The organism is Aquincola tertiaricarbonis (assembly GCF_023573145.1).
GTDB lineage: Bacteria > Pseudomonadota > Gammaproteobacteria > Burkholderiales > Burkholderiaceae_C > Aquincola > Aquincola tertiaricarbonis_B.
On sequence record NZ_CP097636.1, the window covers coordinates 503684 to 522099 of the forward strand.

An 18416-nucleotide genomic window follows, 5' to 3' on the forward strand; every position below is an offset into this window, starting at 1 on the left:
AGACAAGGGCCGACGTGTTCGGCGTCGGTGACTACGTAGGGGCTGCCCCGGGGTTGATGGATGCGCGTGCAAAAGTGCCGGACCATTTCGGCGCGCCCGACATGCAGATGACGCGCGCCCGCGCCCCTTTCAGCCGCCGCGAATGCTAGCGGTAGCTGCGTTTGTCCTCGATGACCACACCGTCGTTGGGCAAACTGCCTGCCGCTACCAGGCGGACCTCGGCACGCAGTTTGGTGATGTGTCGCACGCTGGCTGCCAGTTGGTCACCCAGTAGCGGTTGATCCACCACGCCAATTGCGGAAGCAGCATGACCTGCCGACAGCTCGGCGTGCAGCGTCATCCGGTCATTGGCCATCTCGCCTTCCACCACCAGCCGGGCACGCTGGACGTCGGGGTGGCGTTTCAACACCTCCGCCACCTGGCTGGGATGGACGAACATGCCGCGCACCTTGGTGGTCTGGTCGGCACGGCCCATCCAGCCGCGGATGCGGGTCTGGGTGCGGCCGGTGGGGCAGTGGCCGGGCATCACCGCACTGAGATCACCGGTGCCGAAGCGGACCAGCGGATAGTCGGGGTCGAAGGTGGTGACGACGACTTCGCCCACCTCGCCATCGGCCACCGGATCGCCGGTGCCCGGGCGCACGATCTCGACGATCACCTGTTCGTCCAGCACCAGGCCTTCACGGGCTTCGGTCTCGTAGGCGATGAGGCCGAGGTCGGCGGTGGCGTAGCACTGGTAGGCCTCCATGCCGCGCTCGCGCAGCCAGTCGCGCAGCGAAGGCGGAAATGCTTCGCCGCTGACCAGCCCCTTGCGAAGGGAGGCCAGCAAGAGCCGCTGCTCGGCGGCCTTTTCCAGCGCGATCTTGAGGAAGCTGGGCGTGCCGCAATACCCGTGCGGCCGCAGCTCCACCATCGCCTGCAGCTGCAGGTCGGTGTTGCCCACACCGCCCGGGAACACGGCGCACCCCAGCGCCAGGGCGCCTTCTTCCATCATCGCGCCGGCGGGCGTGAGGTGGTAGCTGAAGCTGTTGTGCACCAGGTCGCCGGCCCGAAAACCGGCGGCATGCAGTGCACGCGCAAGCCGCCAGCTGTCGCTGCCCTGGCCCTGGGGCTCATAGATCGGACCCGGAGACTGGAACACCCGCTTGGCCGGTCGCGGCAGCCGCAGCCCGTTCCAGCCGGCTGCGGCAAAGCCGGCGAACGGGTCGCCGTCAGGTTGCTCGGCCCGCTGGGCCTGCTGCAGCGCCAGCAGCTCATGCTTGCGCAGCACCGGCAGGGTGGCCAGCGCCGCGCGGCTGGTGATGGCCTGCGGGTCGATGCCAGCCAGACGCCGCGCCTGCGCGGGGCTGTGGGCCTGTGCATGCGCCAACTGGCCGGGCAGGGCGGCCAGCAGCGCTGCCTCGCGCTCCGCCGGGTCGCGGGTTTCCAGGGCGTCGAAGTACTCGGCCTTCATTCGTCGGAGCGCCAGCGCGCCAGTTGGGTTTTCAGGGTGTCGAGGAAGCGGCGCACCTCGGTGCTGGCGCCCAGGCGCTGCACCGTCCACTCCGGCGTGCGCGCCGGCCGTTTGACCACACGTGCCTCGATGGCGCTGTCGTCGGCCATCACTTCGACCACGGCCTGGCCGTCCAACTCGTAGCGGTGGCCGCGCTCGGTGAGCTTGAGGTCACGCAGCTGCCGCTTGAGCTGCACCAGCGCCTCGGCCGGCTTGAAAGCGGGCAGCGCGAAAAAGTTGTCGTCGGACATGGCCGAAGCCCTCCCAGGATGCTCAGGCCAGCCAGCGCTTGCGGCGCTTGTAGCTCTTGACGTCGCGGAAGCTCTTGCGCCCCTCGCCGCCGGTGCCCAGGTAAAACTCCTTCACGTCCTCGTTCTCGCGCAGCGCGGCGGCCGGGCCGTCCATCACCACGCGGCCGCTTTCGAGGATGTAGCCGAAGTCGGCATAGCGCAGCGCCATGTTGGTGTTCTGCTCGGCCAGCAGGAACGTGACGCCCTCCTTGGTGTTGAGGTCGCGCACGATCTCGAACACCTCTTCCACGATCTGCGGCGCCAGTCCCATCGAAGGCTCGTCCAGCAGCACCATGCGCGGATTGGCCATCAGCGCGCGGCCGATGGCGCACATCTGCTGCTCGCCGCCCGACGTATAGGCCGCCTGGCTGGTGCGCCGGGTCTTGAGCCGCGGGAAGTAGGCGTAGACCTTCTCCAGCGTCTCGGCCACCGCGGCGCGCCCGTCGGTGCGGGTGTAGGCGCCGGTCATCAGGTTCTCTTCGATCGTCAGGTGCGCGAAGCAGTGGCGGCCTTCCATCACCTGGATGACGCCACGCTCCACCAGGCTGGCCGGCGTGAGGTTCTCGATGCGCTCGCCGCGCAGCGCGATCGAGCCCTTGGTGACCGCGCCACGCTCGGCATGCAGCAGGTTGGACACCGCGCGTAACGTGGTGGTCTTGCCGGCACCGTTGGCGCCCAGCAGCGCCACGATGGAGCCTTCCTCCACCCGCAGCGACACGCCCTTGAGCACCAGGATCACATGGTTGTAGATCACCTCGATGCCGTTGACGTCGAGGAAGTCGCGGCGCGCGGTGGCGCTCGGGGAGGGCGTGGCGGCAACTTGCATGGCGTTCAGCAGCTGCGGGGCTTGATGTTCTTGTCCTTGGCGTACTTGGCGGACATCTCCTTGACCAGCGGATCGATCAGCGCTTGATCGGCCTGGTACCAGTCGGAGGTGATGTTCCACTTGCCGCCGTCCCACTGGACGATGCGTGCCCAGTCGGTGCCCATGTGGTTGCTGCACGAGGTCTTGACCGGCCGCATGATCTCGCCGAAGCCCAGTGCCTTCAGCCGTTCGGGCGTCAGGTCCAGGTTCTCGAAGCCCCACTTCACCTGCTCGGGCGTCAGCGTCTTGCCCTTGCCGAACTTCTCCTGCGCGGCGCGGATGGCCTCCACCTGCAGCATCGAGATCATCATGCCGCGGGTATGCGCCATCACGCCGACCTGGCTCGCATCGCTGGCGGTGCCCTGGCCCTTGTCGTAGACGAACTTCTTCAGGTCGTCATGCACCTTGTCGCGGGCGGCGCTGTTGTGGATGGTGATGGCGTTGTAGCCCTTGGCGCCGGCACCGATGTCCTTGACGTCGTGGTCGGAGCCGGCCCACCAGATGGCGTACATCTTCTCGCGCGGGAAGCCGCTGGCCTGCGCCTCGCGGATGCCGGCCGGGGTCATCACGCCGGCGGACCAGAACAGCACATAGTCGGGCCGCTGCTGGCGGATCTGCAGCCAGGTGGACTTCTGCTCCACGCCAGGCGGCGTGACCGGGAACATCACCAGCTCGAAGCCATCCTTGGCGGCGCGCTTCTGCAGCAGCGGGATCGGCTCCTTGCCGTAGGGCGAGTCGTGGTAGACGAGGGCGATCTTCTTGCCCTTGAGGTTGCCCTTCTCCTTCTTCAGGATGTCCTGGATCATCACGTCGGCGGCGGTCCAGTAGGTGCCCAGCAGCGGGAAGTTCCACTCGAACACCGTGCCGTCGACCGACTGCGACAGGCCGTAGCCCATGGTCTGGATGGCGACCTTGTCGTTGAAGGCCTTGTCCGTCACCGCGAAGGTGATGCCGGTGGACTGCGGGTCGAAACCGGAGGCGCCGGTGCCCTTGCCCTTCAGGCGCTCATAGCATTCCACGCCCTTGGCGGCGTCGTAGGCGGTTTCGCATTCCTCGAACACCAGCTTGACGCCGTTGACGCCGCCGTCACGCGCGTTGATGAGCTTGAGGTAGTCCTGCTTGCCGTCGGCCCAGGGAATGCCCAGTGGCGCGAACTGGCCGGTGCGGTAGACCAGCAGCGGCACGAACTGCTCGGCTGCTTGCGCCTGAGCAGCAGTGGGGGCAACGCTGAAGGACATCGCGGCAGCGACGGCCGCAGCGGTCAGGGCGAAAGATCCGAACTTCATGGTGTCTTGTCTCCGTGTGGTTTGTTGCTGGGTGAAGGGCGTCAATGCGGGAACGGCCACAGGCGCAGCTTTTCGCGGGCGGTGAGCCACAGCCGCGCCAGTCCGTGCGGCTCCACGATCAGGAAGAACACGATCAGCGCGCCGAAGATCATGTGTTCCAGGTGCGAGGCGGTGGCCGTGGACAGCGGCAGGCCCAGCCAGTGCGGCACGTAGTTCAGCAGCAGCGGCAGCAGCACGATGAAGGCGGCGCCGAAGAAGGCGCCCGAGATCGAGCCCAGCCCGCCGATGATCACCATGAACAGCAGCTGGAACGAGCGGTCGATGCTGAAAGCCGCAGGCTCCCAGGAGCCCAGGTGCACGAAGCCCCACAGCGCACCGGCCACGCCGACCACGAAGCTGCTGACCGCGAAGGCCGACAGCTTGGCGTACACCGGCCGGATGCCGATGACCGCGGCCGCCACGTCCATGTCGCGGATGGCCATCCACTGGCGGCCGATGGCGCCGCGCACCAGGTTCTTGCACAGCAGGCCGAAGACCACCACGATGGACAGGCACAACAGGTACTTCTGCGCGGGCGTTTCCACCGCCATGCCGAACAGCGACAGCTCGCGCACGCTCACCGAGCCCGAGGACGAGTTGTTGGTGACCCAGGGCACGCGGTTGGTGAACCAGTCGGTGAAGAACTGCGCCGCCAGCGTGGCCACCGCCAGGTACAGCCCGCGGATTCGCAGGCTGGGGATGCCGAACAGCACACCGAACACCGTCGCGCACAAGCCGCCGCCGATGAGCGCCACCAGCAGCGGCATGCCGTCGATGCGCACTTGCAGGTTGTAGGCGGCATAGGCGCCGATGGCCATGAAGGCGCCGGTACCCAGCGAGATCTGGCCGCAGTAGCCCACCAGGATGTTCAGGCCCATCGCCGCCAGCGACAGGATGAGGAAGGGGATGAGGATGGCCCGGAAGGCATAGTCGCTGGCCACGAAGGGCACCGCGACGAAGGCCAGCACCAGCAGCAGCTGGATGGCCACCCGGTCCTGCAGCACCGGGAAGATCTGCAGGTCGGCGTGGTAGCTCTGCTTGAACTGACCGTTTTCACGATAAAGCATCGACGGCTCCGTGAACGATGAAGGTGTTGACCCAGCCACCGCCGCAGATCCGGCTTTGCCGGGCTGCCAGCGGGCGGCCCCCTTGGGGGGTAGCGAGCGAGAGCGAGCTTGGGGGCGCCATCACACTCTGTCGATGATCTTGTCGCCGAACAGGCCTTGCGGACGAACCAGCAGGAAGCCCAGCGCCAGCACGTAAGCGAACCAGTTCTCGATGCCGCCGCCCAGGAAGGGGCCGAGGTAGATCTCGGAGAGCTTTTCGCCCGAGCCGATGATCAGGCCGCCGACGATGGCGCCCGGCACCGAGGTGAGGCCGCCCAGGATGACCACCGGCAAGGCCTTGAGCGCCACCAGCGAGATGCTGAACTGCACCCCCAGCTTGCTGCCCCAGATGATGCCGGCCACCAGCGCCACGATGCCGCCGATGGACCAGACGATGACCCAGATGCGCGACAGCGGGATGCCGATGGATTGCGCGGCCTGGTGATCGTCGGCCACCGCACGCAGCGCCCGGCCGGTGGCCGTCTTCTGGAAGAAGAGCGACAGGCTGGCCACCAGCAGGGCCGACACCAGGGCCGCGTACAGGTCTTCCTTGCTCAGCAGCAGGCCACCCTGGAACACGTCCTCGAACAGGATCATCGGGTCCTTGGGCATGCCCACGTCGATCTTGTAGGTGGCGCTGCCGAAGATGAGCTGGCCCGCGCCGTCGATGAAGTAGGTGATGCCCAGCGTGGCCATCAGCAGCGCGATGGGCTCCTGGCCAACCAGCTGGCGCAGCGCCAGCCGCTCGATCAGCCAGGCCACGCCGATCATCACCACCACCGCCAGCACGATGGCCAGCACATTGGCCAGGAAGCGGCTCTCGAAGCCCAGCCACTGCGGCAACCACTCGGAAAAGCGCGCCATCGCCAGTGCCGCGAACAGCACCATCGCGCCCTGCGCGAAGTTGAAGACGCCGCTGGCCTTGAAGATGAGCACGAAGCCCAACGCCACCAGCGCGTACAGCATGCCGGCCATCAGGCCGCCGAACAACGTCTCAAGAAAGAACCCCATGCGCTACTCCTGGCCGTGGGCGGTCAATGTGATGTGCCCAAGTAGGCGCGGACCACGTCTTCGTTCGTGCGCACCTCATCGGGCGTGCCGTCGCCGATCTTCTTGCCGTAGTCCAGCACCACCACGCGGTCGGAGATGTCCATCACCACGCCCATGTCGTGCTCGATCAGCACGATGGTGGTGCCGAACTCGTCGTTGACGTCGAGGATGAAGCGGCACATGTCCTGTTTCTCCTCGACGTTCATGCCGGCCATCGGCTCGTCGAGCAGCAGCACCTGCGGCTCCATCGCCAGCGCGCGGCCCAGGTCCACGCGCTTTTGCAGGCCGTAGGGCAGGCGGCCCACCGGCGTCTTGCGCCAGGCCTGGATCTCGAGGAAGTCGATGATGCGTTCCACCTTCTCGCGGTGGGCGATCTCCTCGCGCTCGGCCGGGCCCCAGCGCAGCGCCTGCAGCAGCAGATTGCTCTTCATGCGCAGGTTGCGGCCGGTCATGATGTTGTCCAGCACGCTCATGCCCTTGAACAAGGCCAGGTTCTGGAAGGTGCGGGCCACGCCCATCTCGGCCACCTGGCGCGAGTTCATGTGCTTGAAGGTCTTGCCGCGGAAGGTGATGGCGCCTTCCTGCGGCTGGTACACGCCGTTGATGCAGTTGAGCATCGAGCTCTTGCCGGCGCCGTTGGGGCCGATGATGGCGCGCACCTCGTGCTCGCGCACGTTGAAGCTGATGTCGGTCAGCGCCTTCACGCCGCCGAAGCGCAGGCTGATGTTGCGCACGTCCAGGATCACGTCGCCGATGTGGCGGCGGCCGGTGTCAGTGGGCTGCCCGGCCGCAGGCAGCGTGCCGCCAGCCGCTGGCGGCTGCTGCGCGAACAGGGCGCCGGGGGCCGGCGGGTGGAGGGCTTGGGCCGCATAACTCATCAGGCTGCCTTTCCAATCGGCGCGAAAGTCTTCGCGTCGATGATCTTCAACGTGGCCGAGACGACGCCGGTGCGGCCGTCTTCGTACTTCACCGCCGTTTCGATGAACTGCTCGGTGCGGCCGCCATACAGCGCTTCCACCAGCACCGCATAGCGGTCGGCGATGAAGCCACGGCGGACCTTGCGGGTGCGGGTCAGTTCGCCGTCGTCCGCGTCCAGCTCCTTGTGCAGCACCAGGAAGCGGCTGATCTGCGAGCCGGCCAGGCGCTCGTCGGCGGCCAGGTCGGCATTGACCTGCTGCACGCACTCACGCACCAGCTCCGTCACCTCGGGCTTGGCGGCCAGGTCGGTGTAGCCGGCATAAGGCAGGTTGCGCCGCTCGGCCCAGTTGCCCACCGCCTCGAAGTCGATGTTGACGAAGGCGCACACCTTGTCGCGGCCATCGCCGAAGGCCACCGCCTCCTTGATGTGCGGAAAGAACTTGAGCTTGTTCTCGACGTACTTGGGCGCGAACATAGCGCCGTCGTGCGGGCCGCCGGCCATGCGGCCGACGTCTTTCGCGCGGTCGATGATCTTCAGGTGCCCGCCTGCATCCAGGAAGCCCGCATCGCCGGTGCGGTACCAGCCGTCGGGCGTCAGCACTTCGGCAGTGGCGGCCTCGTTCTTGTAGTAGCCCTTCAGCAGCCCGGGCGAGCGCACCAGGATCTCGCCGCTGTCGCTCACCTGGATCTGCACGCCGTCGATGGGCACGCCCACGGTGTCGGCCTTCACTTCATGGTCCGGCTGCAGGCACACGAACACCGCGGTCTCGGTGCTGCCGTACAGCTGCTTGAGGTTGATGCCGATCGAGCGGTAGAAGCTGAACAGGTCGGGGCCGATGGCCTCGCCGGCGGTGTAGGCCACCCGCACCCGCGACAGGCCCAGCGTGTTGCGCAGCGGGCCGTAGATCAACAGGTCGCCCAGGCGGTACTTCAGCCGGTCGAGCGCGCCCACCGGGCGGCCGTCCATCAGGGCCGGGCCCACGCGCTTGGCCAGCGTCAGGCAACGGTGGAACAGCCAGCGCTTGAGGCGGCCTGCATCCTCCATGCGGATCATCACGCTGGTGAGCAGGCCTTCGAAGATGCGCGGCGGCGCGAAGTAGTAGGTGGGCCCGATCTCCTTCAGGTCGATCGTCACCGTGGCGCTGGACTCGGGGCAGTTCACCACGTAGCCGCAGGCCAGCCACTGCGCATAGCTGAAGATGTTCTGGCCGATCCAGGCCGGCGGCAGGTAGGCCAGCACCTCCTCGCGCTCGGTCAGCTTGTCGAAGCGCTGGCCGGCGCGCGCACGGTCCAGCAGCGAGGCATGCGTGTGCACCACGCCCTTGGGGTGGCCGGTGGTGCCCGAGGTGAAGAACATGGCCGCCACGTCGCCGGCCTGCGACTGCGCCACCTCGCCGTCGAAGAAGGCGGGCTGGCGTTGGTTGAGCGCCTGGCCCTCTTGCACCAGCGCATCCAGGCTGGCCATGCCCGGCTCGGTGTAGCTGCGCAGGCCGCGTGGATCGTCGAACCACACACGGGCCAGCTGCGGGCATTGCGGGCGGATCTCGATCAGCTTGTCCAGCTGCTCCTGGTCTTCCACCACCGCAAAGGCCACCTCGGCGTTGTTGATGGGGTAGACGAACTCGGCGGCCACCGCGTCCTGGTACAGCGGCACCGGGATGGCGCCGATGGCCTGCGCGGCCAGCATGCTGGCGTACAGGCGCGGCCGGTTCTCGCCGATCACCACCAGGTGCTGCCCGCGGCGCAGGCCGGCGGCGTGCAGGCCTGCGGCCAGTGCCCGCACCAGCTCGGCCAGCTGCTGCCAGGTCAACGTCTGCCAGATGCCGTATTCCTTCTCGCGCAGCGCCGGGGCCTGGGGCCGGTGGCGTGCGTGTTCGAGCATCAACCGCGGAAAGGTGTCTTCCAAGGCGGGTCTCCTTGTGTTGAATGCACTGTAGGAAAGAAATTGACGCCCGCTTGTCGTTCTGACGACAATCCTAGGGACAGTACGCCCCGGGGCTTTCCCGCATCGGCGGCGGCCCACTTGCCATGCCCGACACCAGCACCTCCCACCGCCCCGGCTCTGCGCTGCGTGCGCGGGCGCGCGCGGCCACCACGGCCGAGCTGGCCATGGTGCCCTGGCTGCAGGTGCTGGGCGACGAAGACCGAGCCCGCGTGGTGGCCGACCTGGAGGTGGCCGATGCCGACCCCGGCGACCTGGTGTGCAAGATCGGCCGCCGCGCCAACTACTGGTTCGGCGTGGTCGACGGGCTGCTGAAGATGACGAACGACGCGTCGGTGGAGGCAGCCATCACCTACTCGGGCCTGCCGCCCGGTGCCTGGTTCGGTGAAGGCACGCTGCTCAAGCGTGAGAGCTACCGCTACAACATCGAGACATTGCGCCGCAGCGTGGTGGCCGGGCTGCCGATCGACACCTTCGAATGGCTGCTGGCGCGCAGCATCCCGTTCAACCGCTACCTGATGAACCAGCTGAACGAGCGGGTGAGCCAGTTCATCGCCGCACGAGAGACCGACCGCCTGACCGACCCGGACAGCCGCGTGGCGCGCAGCCTGGCCGGGCTGTTCCACCCGGTGCTGTTTCCCGGCGTGGGCACGCTGCTGCGTATTACGCAGCAGGAGCTGGCCTACCTGGTGGGCCTGTCGCGCCAGCGCGTGAACGAGGCGCTGCGCGCGCTGCAGGCGGCGCAGCTCATCCGCGTGGAGTACGGCGGCGTGCAGGTGCTGGACCTGGAAGGCCTGCGGCGCTACCGGCGTTGAGCCTCAAAGGCCGTAGAGCGCCTCGGCCCGCCGGAACAGCACCCAGCTGGTGGCGATGTACTTGTGCCCGCCCAGCGGCCGGTTGCCGCGGTGGGTGTGGGTGAAGCCGGCCGGCGCGATGAGCAGCGTGCCGGTGCGCGGCGTGATGCGTCGGCCCTGGTACAGGAACTCGGTTTCACCGCCATCGAAGGCGTCGTTCAGGTACAGCGTCCACAGCAGCACGCGGTGCAGCGCCTCGCCCTGGTCCAGCTTGGGGTATTGCTCGCTGTGCCAGTAGGGGTAGCCGCCTTCGTCGGCGATGTACTTCTGCAGGTTGATGGCACCGGGCCGCAACGCGGCCGTGGCCACCTGCGTCAACACCTCGTCGGGCAGGGCGCGCAGGCTCTCTGCGTCCAGCGTGCGCGGCTGGCCCGCGGCATCGGGCAGCTGCAGGCGCAGCGGGCCCAGCACGGTGTGCGGGTAGCGCCGCAGGTAGTTCAGCAGCGCGTTGAACACCGCCAGGTTGAGCTGCCGGCGCGTCTCGGCCCAGGCCGCATGCGCGTCCAGCGCGATGTCCCAGCTGTTCTTGAGCGTGAGGTCCAGGCCGCTGCCGGCTTCGCCGCGCCGGGCCTGGCCGCTGCGCTCGAAGCCCTGCACGATGGCCTGGCAGAGGGCTGCGGGCAGCACGCTGTCGAAGGTCTCGATGAAGTCGGGCGAAGGTGTGCTCATGGGCGTACGACCAGAAAAAAGGAAGCGCCCGGGAGGATCGGGCGCTTCCTGTCAATGCCGCAGGCGGTCAGCCCTGGCGGCGGCGGCGCGCGACGAAGCCGACGACCGCCAGGCCGCCGAGCAGCAGCGCGTAGGTCTCAGGCTCCGGAACGGCCGCGATGTTGAGCTGCACGCCGCCCGCGGTGTACAGCACGTTGGCGGTGTAGCCGGCCAGCAGGCCGGTGGTGCTGATCTGGCCGAAGCTGCCTTCCAGCGTGGTGGCGCTCAGCAGGTTGTAGGTGCCGGCCACGAAGCTGAAGCCGCTGTCGAACGACAGCGACAGGTCGCCCACCAGCGTGGCGCGCTTGCCCACCTGCAGCAACGGGCCGCTGCCCAGCGTGAAACCGCTGCCCAGTTCAAGGTCCAGCGTGCCGGCAGTGCCCAGCGTCAGGTTGCCGCCCACCTGCAGCGTATCGGCGCCGCGCACGCCCAGCGTGCCGCCGAACACGTTCACGTTGCCGGTGCCGAAGGCCGTGGCCGAAGCGCCGACCAGCTTGCCGCCATGCAGGTCCACGCCGCCGGAGAACGAGTTGTCGCCGGACAGCACCAGCGTGCCTTCGCCGAACTTGGCCAGGCTGCCTTCGTACTCGCGGGTGCTGCGCGCGGCTTCACGCGCCATGCCCACGGTGTACTCGTTGCGGTCGTCGGCGCTGGCGCCGGCCGGCAGGCCGTTGGTCCAGCCCTTGGTGGCCTTGGTGGCGTTCCAGCTGGCAGCCTCGGCGTCGTCCTCGATCTTGCGGGCCTTGATGGCCACGTCGGAGATGTTGTTGGACCAGGTGTCGTTCTGCCCCTGGGTGTTGACGGCGAAGCGGCCGGTGAACTGGCCCGGGCCGTTCATCGCGTTCTTCAGGCTGATGGTGCCCCATCCGTTGCGCTCGTCGGGCACCGCCACCACCTTGCCGGCATTGGGGTTGGCGATGGCCAGGCCATTGGCATCGTTGATCGTGCCGTTCTGCACCGCGGTGGTCTTGAGCACCGTCAGTGCCTGCTCGTTGGTCATGTAGCCGAAGCGCTCCATCACCACCGCCAGCGCGCCGGAGGCGTGCGGCGCCGCCATCGAGGTGCCCGATGCGGTGGCGTAGCCGTCGTTCAGCACCGTGCTGTAGATGGTGTTGCCGGGCGCGGTGACGCAGGACCACTTGGCCAGGCCGCACTGGTTGTACAGCTGGGCGCCGGGCACGTTGACCGAGCCATCGGCATTGAGCGACTGGCCGACGGCCTGGCCGTTCACGCTGAGGTTCTGGCGGATGGCCGCCACTGCCAGCCAGTTCTTTTCCAGCGTGGGGTCGAAGTAGGCCGCCGCCGCGCGCGGGCTGGGGTTCTTGTAGCCGCCGTTGCCGGCGCTGAAGACGATGACGGTGCCGGTCTTGGCCGCATCCAGCGTGCCCTGGAACCAGGTGTCCTCGTTGGCGAGGTAGCCCCAGGCACCCAGCAGGCCGGCGCGGCCGCTGAGGTTCTGGCCGTTGCCCGCGATGGCGGTGCTGGGCATCAGGGTTTCGTACTGCTCGGTGTTGGGCTGGCTGCCGAAGCTGGTGCTGATGATGCGCACGCCCTGGGCATTGACCGCGCGGTACACGTCGGCCACGTGCTTGTTGTCGATGGTCTGGGCCGCGGTCTGCGTGGCCTGCGGAATGCCGTACAGCACGCCGTCGGTCCGGCCGGTGTTGCCCACCACCACGCTGGCGTTGAAGGCCACGCCGTGCATGTTGTTGGCCACGTTGGCGCCGTCGCGGCTGGCCGCGATGGTGCCAGCCACGTGGGTGCCGTGGCGGTCGTTGTAGGCGGCGTCATAGGCACCCGGAATGCCGTTGACCGTCACGCCGCTGTAGCGGGAGGAGGGCAGGTCGCGGTGGCTGGCGAAGTAGCCCGAGTCCACCTCGCCGATCTTGATGCCGGCGCCGCTGAAGCCGCGCGCATAAGCGAATTCGGCGCCGATGGACAGCAGGCCCCAGTCGCGGTTGAACTCGGCGGTGCGCCAGCTGGCGGGGTTGCCCAGCATGCCGGGGTCGCCGGCGTAGGTGGTGATGGCGGCGGCCTGGTGCGTGGCCACGGCGGCCAGCACCATCACGGCCAGGCGGGTTTTCTTCAGGTGGCGGGGGTGGGACAAGGTCTGCTCCTGGAACGTTCTGTTTTGAGAAACGTTCCTTTGCATTGCTTATGCCACTGTGAACAAGCGACGGAACCTTTTCTAAGTGCTTGATTCCGCTGGCGGCAGCCGCCTGCGAGAGACGGCCGACCGACTGGCCACGCGCCGGCGCGGTCGGAAAACCGCCTGCTGCGCCGCAGCAGGCCACGGCCTCTCAGCCATGCAGCCCGTATTTGCGGATCTTGTCGTTCAAGGTGGTCTTGGCAATGCGCAAGGCCTTGGCGCTGTGGGCGATGTTGCCGCCGTTGCGGGCCAGCTCGGCCGCGATCAGACTGCGCTCGAAGCCTTCGACCATCTCCACCAGCGAGGCGCTGGCATCGGCATGCTCGCCGGTGGCCGCGGGGCCGGCGCCCAGCACGTCCTTGCGGATGCCCAACACCAGGCATTCGGCCACATTGCGCAGCTCGCGCACGTTGCCGGGCCAGCTGTGGGCCATCAGGCGCTGCATCTGCTCCACCGTCACCGTGGGCTGGGTGCGGCCGTAGCGGCTGGCGGCCAGCAGCATGAAGTGCTCGGTCAGTAGCGGAATGTCCTCGCGCCGCTCGCGCAGCGGCGGCAGCTCCACCTGCACCACATTCAACCGGTAGTACAGGTCGGCGCGGAAGGCGTTCTCGTTCGCGCGCTGCAGCAGGTCGTCCTTGGTGGCCGCCACCACGCGCACGTCCACCGGCACGCTGTGGTTGGAGCCCAGGCGTTCGATGCGGCGGTCCTGCAGCACCCGCAGCAGCTTGATCTGCATGCCCATCGGCATGCTTTCCACTTCGTCCAGGAACAGCGTGCCGCCATTGGCGTACTCGATCTTGCCCACGCGGCGCTTCTGCGCGCCGGTGAAGGCGCCGGCCTCATGGCCGAACAGCTCGCTGTCCAGCAGGTTGTCGGGCATGCCGCCGCAGTTCAGCGCCACGAAGGGGCCGTGCCGCCGCACCGACATCTCGTGCAGCGATTGCGCCACCACCTCCTTGCCAGTCCCCGTCTCGCCGTGGATCAGCACGTCCACCGGGCTGTCGGCCACCTCGCGGATCAGCTGGCGCACCCGCTCGATCTGCGGCGATCGGCCCATCAACCGGCCTTCCAGCCCGCTGCGGGTGTCCAGCATGCGGCGCAGCGTGGCCACTTCCATCGTCAGCGCGCGCTTTTCCATCGCCCTGCGCACCACCTCGGTCAGCGTCTCGGGCGAGAAGGGCTTGGGAATGAAGTCGTAGGCGCCGCTGCGCATGGCTTCCACCGCCAGGCTCACGTCGCCATGGCCGGTGATCATGATCACCGGCAGGCCCTCGTCCACCTCGCGGCAGTGGCGCACCAGCTGCAGGCCATCGCTGCCGGGCAGGCGCATGTCGGTGACGATGACGCCGGCAAAGCCGTCCTGCACGCGTTGCAGCGCGGCTTCGGCGTTGTCCACCGCTTCGACCGGCAGATCGGCCAGCTGCATGGCCTGCACGCAGCCCAGCTGCACATGGGGATCGTCCTCGACGATCAGCACCGAAAGGTCGTTGTTCATCACGTCACTGTCTCCTGCACGCTGGCCGCGGCAGGCAGCCGCAGGCTGAAGCACGCGCCGCCGTCGGCATGGCCATGGGCCACGATGTCGCCGCCGAACTCGCGGGCGATGTCCCGTGAGATGGCAAGCCCCAGGCCCAGTCCGGCGCCTTGTGTCTTGGTGGTGAAAAAAGGCTCGAACAGGTGCGCCAGCGTGGTGGCGTCCAGGCCGGCGCCGCTGTCGATCACGTCGATGCGGGCCCAGCGCTCCACCGTGTCGCCGGGCTCGGGCGCCTCGTAGTCGGCGGCCAGCGTCAGCGTCTTGACCGGCGAGTCGGCCATGGCGTCGATCGCGTTGCCGATCAGGTTGATCAGCACCTGCTCCAGCCGGTTGGCATCGCACCAGGCCACCACGGCGCCGGGCTCGCACAGGTTCACCACCTCCACCTGCTCCTTGCGCAGCCGCAGGCCGAAGAGGAACAGCGCATTGCCCAGCGCCACCGCCACGTCGGTGCGGGCCGGCACCGGCTCGGACTTGCGCGCGAAGCCCTTGAGCGGATGGATGATGCTGCCCATCTGGTCGGCCAGCCGGGCGATGATGCCCAGGTTGCCCGACAGGGTCTTCATGTCGCCGCGCTTGAGGAATTCCAGCGCATTGCCCGACAAGGTGCGGATGGCCCCGAGCGGCTGCGTCAGCTCGTGCGTGATGCCGGTGGCCAGCTGGCCCAGCACCGCCATCTTGGCGGCATGCACCAGCTCGCTCTGGGTGGCGCGCAGGGTCTGCTCGGCCTGCTCGCGGTCAGCCACCTCCTTGCGTAGCCGGTCGTTGGCGGCGGTCAGGTCGCGGGTGCGCGTGGTCACCTTCTGTTCCAGGTCGGCGTTGGCACGCTCCAGCAGCGCACGCGACTCCAGTCGCTGGCGCTGGATGCGCCGCCGCTGCGCCAGGAACAGCGCCAGCAGCATCAGGAAGGCGGCCAGCACCGAGGCCATCATGCCGTTGAGGGCGGCGGTGGTGCGCACCTCGCGCAGGTCGAGGAACATCATCACCCGCCAGTCCATGCCGTCCAGCGGCCGGCTCATCACCAGCATGCCGGTGCCGGTGGCGCGGCGCAGCATCTGCTGCTGGCCGCCCGGGCCGGGGCCGTCCAGCAGCTGGCCGTCCTCGCCGATCCACAGCATCGGCGACAGCGGGAAGGGCCGGATGCGCATGCTGTTGTACATGCGGGTGAGCAGCAGGTCCACGCGCCGCTCCACCGGCAGGTCCACCAGCGCGGTGTAACGCCAGCCAGGCTGGGACGAATGGATCACCACCTGGTTGGCGTCGGCCAGCAGCGCGGGCGCGCCCACCATCTGCCAGGTCTGGTCGATCGGCTCCAGGCTGATCTTGATGGCGGCCACGCCGATGACGCGGGCACCGTCGCGGATGGGGTGCGAGACGAAGTAACCCGGCTCGCCACGAACGCCGATGGCGAAATGCCGGCCCACGCGGCCGGAGAGCGCTTCAAGGAAGTAGGGGCGGAAGGACACGTCCTCGCCCACGCGGCTGTCGTCGCTGCGGTCGGCGTTGCTGGACGCCACCACCACGCCGCGGTCGTTCAACACGAAGGCCGACATGCTGCCCACATGCGCATTGAGGCGCCGCAGGTAGCTGTCGGCCGCCTGCACCCGGCGGGGGTTGCCGGGGTTGCGCAGCAGGTTCAGCACATCATGGCTGAGCTGGATGGTGGCGGGCACATGCTCCAGCCGCTTGACCATGCCCTCCACCGCGGAGGCGAACAGGTCCAGGCGGTGGTTGGATTCCGCCCGCAGCGTGGCAATGCCCTGGTGCTCGCTCACGCTGAAGCCCAGCCAGGCACTGCCCACGATGATGGATACCGCCACCACGCTCCACAACAAACGGCGCCATACCGGCAGGACCCGCCTGCCAGGCGCCACGGAACGGATCACTTCTCTGCGTACTCTTCCATCGGCTTGTCATTCGGGTTGGCCCATGCCGCCTTGGTGGCCTCCGACAGAGGCAGGCCCACCTTGGTGTTGGTGGGCGGAATCGGCTGCATGAACCACTTGTCGTACAGCTTGGCCACGTCGCCACGGGCGATCTGGGCCTTGATGCTGTCGTCCACCGCCTTCTTGAAGGCGGGGTCGTCCTTGCGGATCATGATAGCGATCGGCTCCACCGACAGCACCTCACCCACGATCTTGTAGTCGGCCGGCGCCTTCGACTTGCTGATGTTGCCGGCCAGGATCTGGCCGTCCATCACGAAGGCGTCAGCCCGGCCCGATTCCAGCAGCAGGAACGAGTCGGAGTGGTCCTTGCCCATCACCTCCTTGAACTCCACGCCATTGGCGCGGCGGTGCTTGCGCAGCGTCTGGACCGAGGTGGTGCCGGTGGTGGTGGCCACGGTCTTGCCCTTCAGGTCCTCGATCTTGTTGATGCCCGAGTTGGCCTTGACGGCAATGCGCACTTCTTCCACGTAGGTGGTGACAGCGAAGGCAACGTCCTTCTGGCGCGTGGCGTTGTTGGTGGTGGAGCCGCACTCGATGTCCACGGTGCCGTTCTGCACCAGCGGAATGCGGTTCTGCGAGGTCACCGGCTGGTACTTGATGTCCAGCTTGGACAGGCCCAGCTGCTTCTGGATGTCGGCCAGCACGTTCTGGCAGATGTCGTAGTGGAAGCCGGTGTACTTGCCGTCGCCCAGCGTGTAGGCCAGCGCGCCCGAAGACTCGCGCGTGCCGACGGTCACCGAGCCGGTGTCCTTGATCTTCTTCAGCGTATCGGCGTGTGCGCCGCCCAGCGCCAGCAACGCGGCGATCGCAAACAGGGTCTTCGTCATGGTCGTCTCTTTCGACAGGGGGGAAAACGGGTGGGGGAAGCGGCGGTCACAGGGGCCGGTCCGACGGGTGTCGGTACAGCTCCAGCAGCGCGTCGGAAGGCGGCCAGTTCAGGTTCAGGCCACGGGGGGGAATGGGGCGCTGGAACCACTTGCCGTAGATCTTCAGCGCCTCGCCGCTCTGCATCAGGCGGGTGAGTTCACGGTCGACGATGCGCTTGAGCGAGACATCGCCGCGCCGCATCATGCAGCCATAGGCCTCGTAGCTCATGGGGCTGCCGACCACGATCCAGTCGTCGGGGTTCTGGGCCTTGGCGCGCTCGCCGTACAGCAGTGCGTCGTCCATCATGAAGGCCTCGGCCCGGCCCGCTTCCAGCAGCTGGAAGCTCTCGCCATGGTCCTTGGCCATCACGATGTTGATGGTGCCGCCCAGGCGTTCATTGAAGGTGCGCAGCAGCCGCTCAGAAGTGGTGGCCGCGGTCACCACCACGCTGTGGCCGGCCAGGTCGGCGAAGTCGCGGATCTGCGTGCGCCGGTGCGTCATCAGCCGCGTGCCGATCACGAAGATGCTGGTGGAAAACGCCACCTGCCGCGCGCGCTCTTCGTTGTGGGTGGTGGAGCCGCACTCGATGTCCACCGTGCCGTTCTGCACCAGCGGAATCCGGTTCTGCGGCGTCACCGGCACCAGCTTGATGTTGAGCGCGGGCAGCTTCAGCTCGGCCTTGATGGCGTCCAGCAGCCGCAGCATCAGCTCGTGCGAGTAGCCGACCACCTGGCGCTTGCCGTCGTAGTACGAGAACGGCACCGACGATTCGCGGTGGCCCAGGTTGATGGTGGCCGTCTCCGAGATCTTGACCAGCGTGTCAGGCTGCGCGCGCACGCACGGCGCCGCGGCCACCAGGGCCAGTGGCGCCACCAGCGCCATCACGCGACGGAGAAGGGTTCCAGACATCGACGAACCGCGGGGTACTGCTTGTATAGACGGGCGGCATTGTGTGCACAAGGCGTGCCAAGGCCATCCGTAGGGTCCACAGCAGGGTTTGCACCGAGGAACGGCACCCTTGGGCCGCATGGCTGCGCCCATGGCGCCATGGGGCCGATCGGAAATCCGTCACGGCCTTGCGCCAGCGCGACGGAAAACCGGTTGCCGCCGGCACCAGCGCAGCATGGCGGCTGCGGCCCAAGTGCGCCGAACCAAAGCGCTTTGTGCCGCGCTGGCGCCGGATACCCATGCCGATCCTGGAAGCCCGCCTTGTCATAGCGGAAACAGCAGCTGCGGCGGCCACTTGTCTAGACAAGTCGATGCGATGGATGCTGCAACGCAGCAGTGAACGCATGTGAACCTTCGTGAAGCGCTTGGCACGTTTTGCGCAATGAAGCACCCATCGGCCACCCGGCCGTCGACTCCCTGTC

15 protein-coding genes are annotated in these 18416 nt (G+C 67.7%); 1 reads left to right on the forward strand and 14 read right to left on the reverse strand.

The features are described 5' to 3' along the window. Window positions 1-145: 145 nt before the first annotated feature. The 8 genes from MW290_RS16560 to MW290_RS16595 all read right to left on the reverse strand — a co-directional run bounded on the left by MW290_RS16560 (window position 146) and on the right by MW290_RS16595 (window position 8952). A complete protein-coding gene (locus MW290_RS16560; RefSeq protein WP_250198810.1) occupies window positions 146-1453 on the reverse strand; it encodes a phenylacetate--CoA ligase family protein in 1308 nt (435 codons plus the stop codon). Further along, a complete protein-coding gene (locus MW290_RS16565) occupies window positions 1450-1743 on the reverse strand; it encodes a hypothetical protein (protein ID WP_250198811.1) in 294 nt (97 codons plus the stop codon). The genes MW290_RS16560 and MW290_RS16565 overlap by 4 nt, the downstream gene beginning before the upstream one ends. Before the next feature lie 22 nt (window positions 1744-1765). Continuing rightward, window positions 1766-2608, reverse strand: coding sequence for an ABC transporter ATP-binding protein (locus tag MW290_RS16570; RefSeq protein ID WP_250198812.1), 843 nt, complete (start codon window positions 2606-2608; stop codon window positions 1766-1768). 5 nt (window positions 2609-2613) lie between these two features. Further along, window positions 2614-3933, reverse strand: a complete 1320-nt coding sequence (locus MW290_RS16575) for an ABC transporter substrate-binding protein (RefSeq protein ID WP_250198813.1) — start codon at window positions 3931-3933, stop codon at window positions 2614-2616. A gap of 41 nt (window positions 3934-3974) precedes the next feature. Continuing rightward, the gene (locus MW290_RS16580; protein WP_250198814.1) at window positions 3975-5039 is read right to left on the reverse strand and encodes a branched-chain amino acid ABC transporter permease; all 1065 of its coding nucleotides are present in this window, start codon (window positions 5037-5039) and stop codon (window positions 3975-3977) included. A gap of 120 nt (window positions 5040-5159) precedes the next feature. After that, window positions 5160-6089 carry a branched-chain amino acid ABC transporter permease gene (locus tag MW290_RS16585; protein WP_250198815.1) on the reverse strand — a complete coding sequence of 310 codons (930 nt, stop codon included), beginning with the start codon at window positions 6087-6089 and terminating at the stop codon, window positions 5160-5162. 23 nt (window positions 6090-6112) lie between these two features. Continuing rightward, a complete protein-coding gene (locus tag MW290_RS16590) occupies window positions 6113-7006 on the reverse strand; it encodes an ABC transporter ATP-binding protein (protein WP_250198816.1) in 894 nt (297 codons plus the stop codon). Continuing rightward, window positions 7006-8952, reverse strand: a complete 1947-nt coding sequence (locus MW290_RS16595; protein WP_250198817.1) for an AMP-dependent synthetase/ligase — start codon at window positions 8950-8952, stop codon at window positions 7006-7008. The genes MW290_RS16590 and MW290_RS16595 overlap by 1 nt, the downstream gene beginning before the upstream one ends. A 122-nt stretch (window positions 8953-9074) precedes the next feature. On the opposite strand from MW290_RS16595, the gene MW290_RS16600 reads away from it, so the two are divergent. Beyond that, a complete protein-coding gene (locus MW290_RS16600) occupies window positions 9075-9803 on the forward strand; it encodes a Crp/Fnr family transcriptional regulator (RefSeq protein WP_250198818.1) in 729 nt (242 codons plus the stop codon). A gap of 3 nt (window positions 9804-9806) precedes the next feature. Here MW290_RS16600 and MW290_RS16605 read toward each other — a convergent pair whose 3' ends face one another. From MW290_RS16605 to MW290_RS16630, 6 genes are all read right to left on the reverse strand, one after another. Then, complete coding sequence (locus MW290_RS16605; protein WP_250198819.1) at window positions 9807-10511, reverse strand: 2OG-Fe(II) oxygenase; 705 nt, start codon at window positions 10509-10511, stop codon at window positions 9807-9809. Between the two features lie 67 nt (window positions 10512-10578). Then, window positions 10579-12657: a S8 family serine peptidase gene (locus tag MW290_RS16610; RefSeq protein ID WP_250198820.1), complete on the reverse strand. Its 2079-nt coding sequence runs from the start codon at window positions 12655-12657 to the stop codon at window positions 10579-10581. A gap of 193 nt (window positions 12658-12850) precedes the next feature. Next, complete coding sequence (locus MW290_RS16615) at window positions 12851-14194, reverse strand: sigma-54-dependent transcriptional regulator (protein ID WP_250198821.1); 1344 nt, start codon at window positions 14192-14194, stop codon at window positions 12851-12853. After that, window positions 14194-16053, reverse strand: a complete 1860-nt coding sequence (locus tag MW290_RS16620) for a sensor histidine kinase (protein ID WP_250198822.1) — start codon at window positions 16051-16053, stop codon at window positions 14194-14196. The genes MW290_RS16615 and MW290_RS16620 overlap by 1 nt, the downstream gene beginning before the upstream one ends. Before the next feature lie 62 nt (window positions 16054-16115). Next, window positions 16116-17006, reverse strand: a complete 891-nt coding sequence (locus MW290_RS16625) for an amino acid ABC transporter substrate-binding protein (RefSeq protein ID WP_250198823.1) — start codon at window positions 17004-17006, stop codon at window positions 16116-16118. 46 nt (window positions 17007-17052) lie between these two features. Beyond that, window positions 17053-17955, reverse strand: a complete 903-nt coding sequence (locus MW290_RS16630; RefSeq protein ID WP_250198824.1) for a transporter substrate-binding domain-containing protein — start codon at window positions 17953-17955, stop codon at window positions 17053-17055. Window positions 17956-18416: the final 461 nt, after the last annotated feature.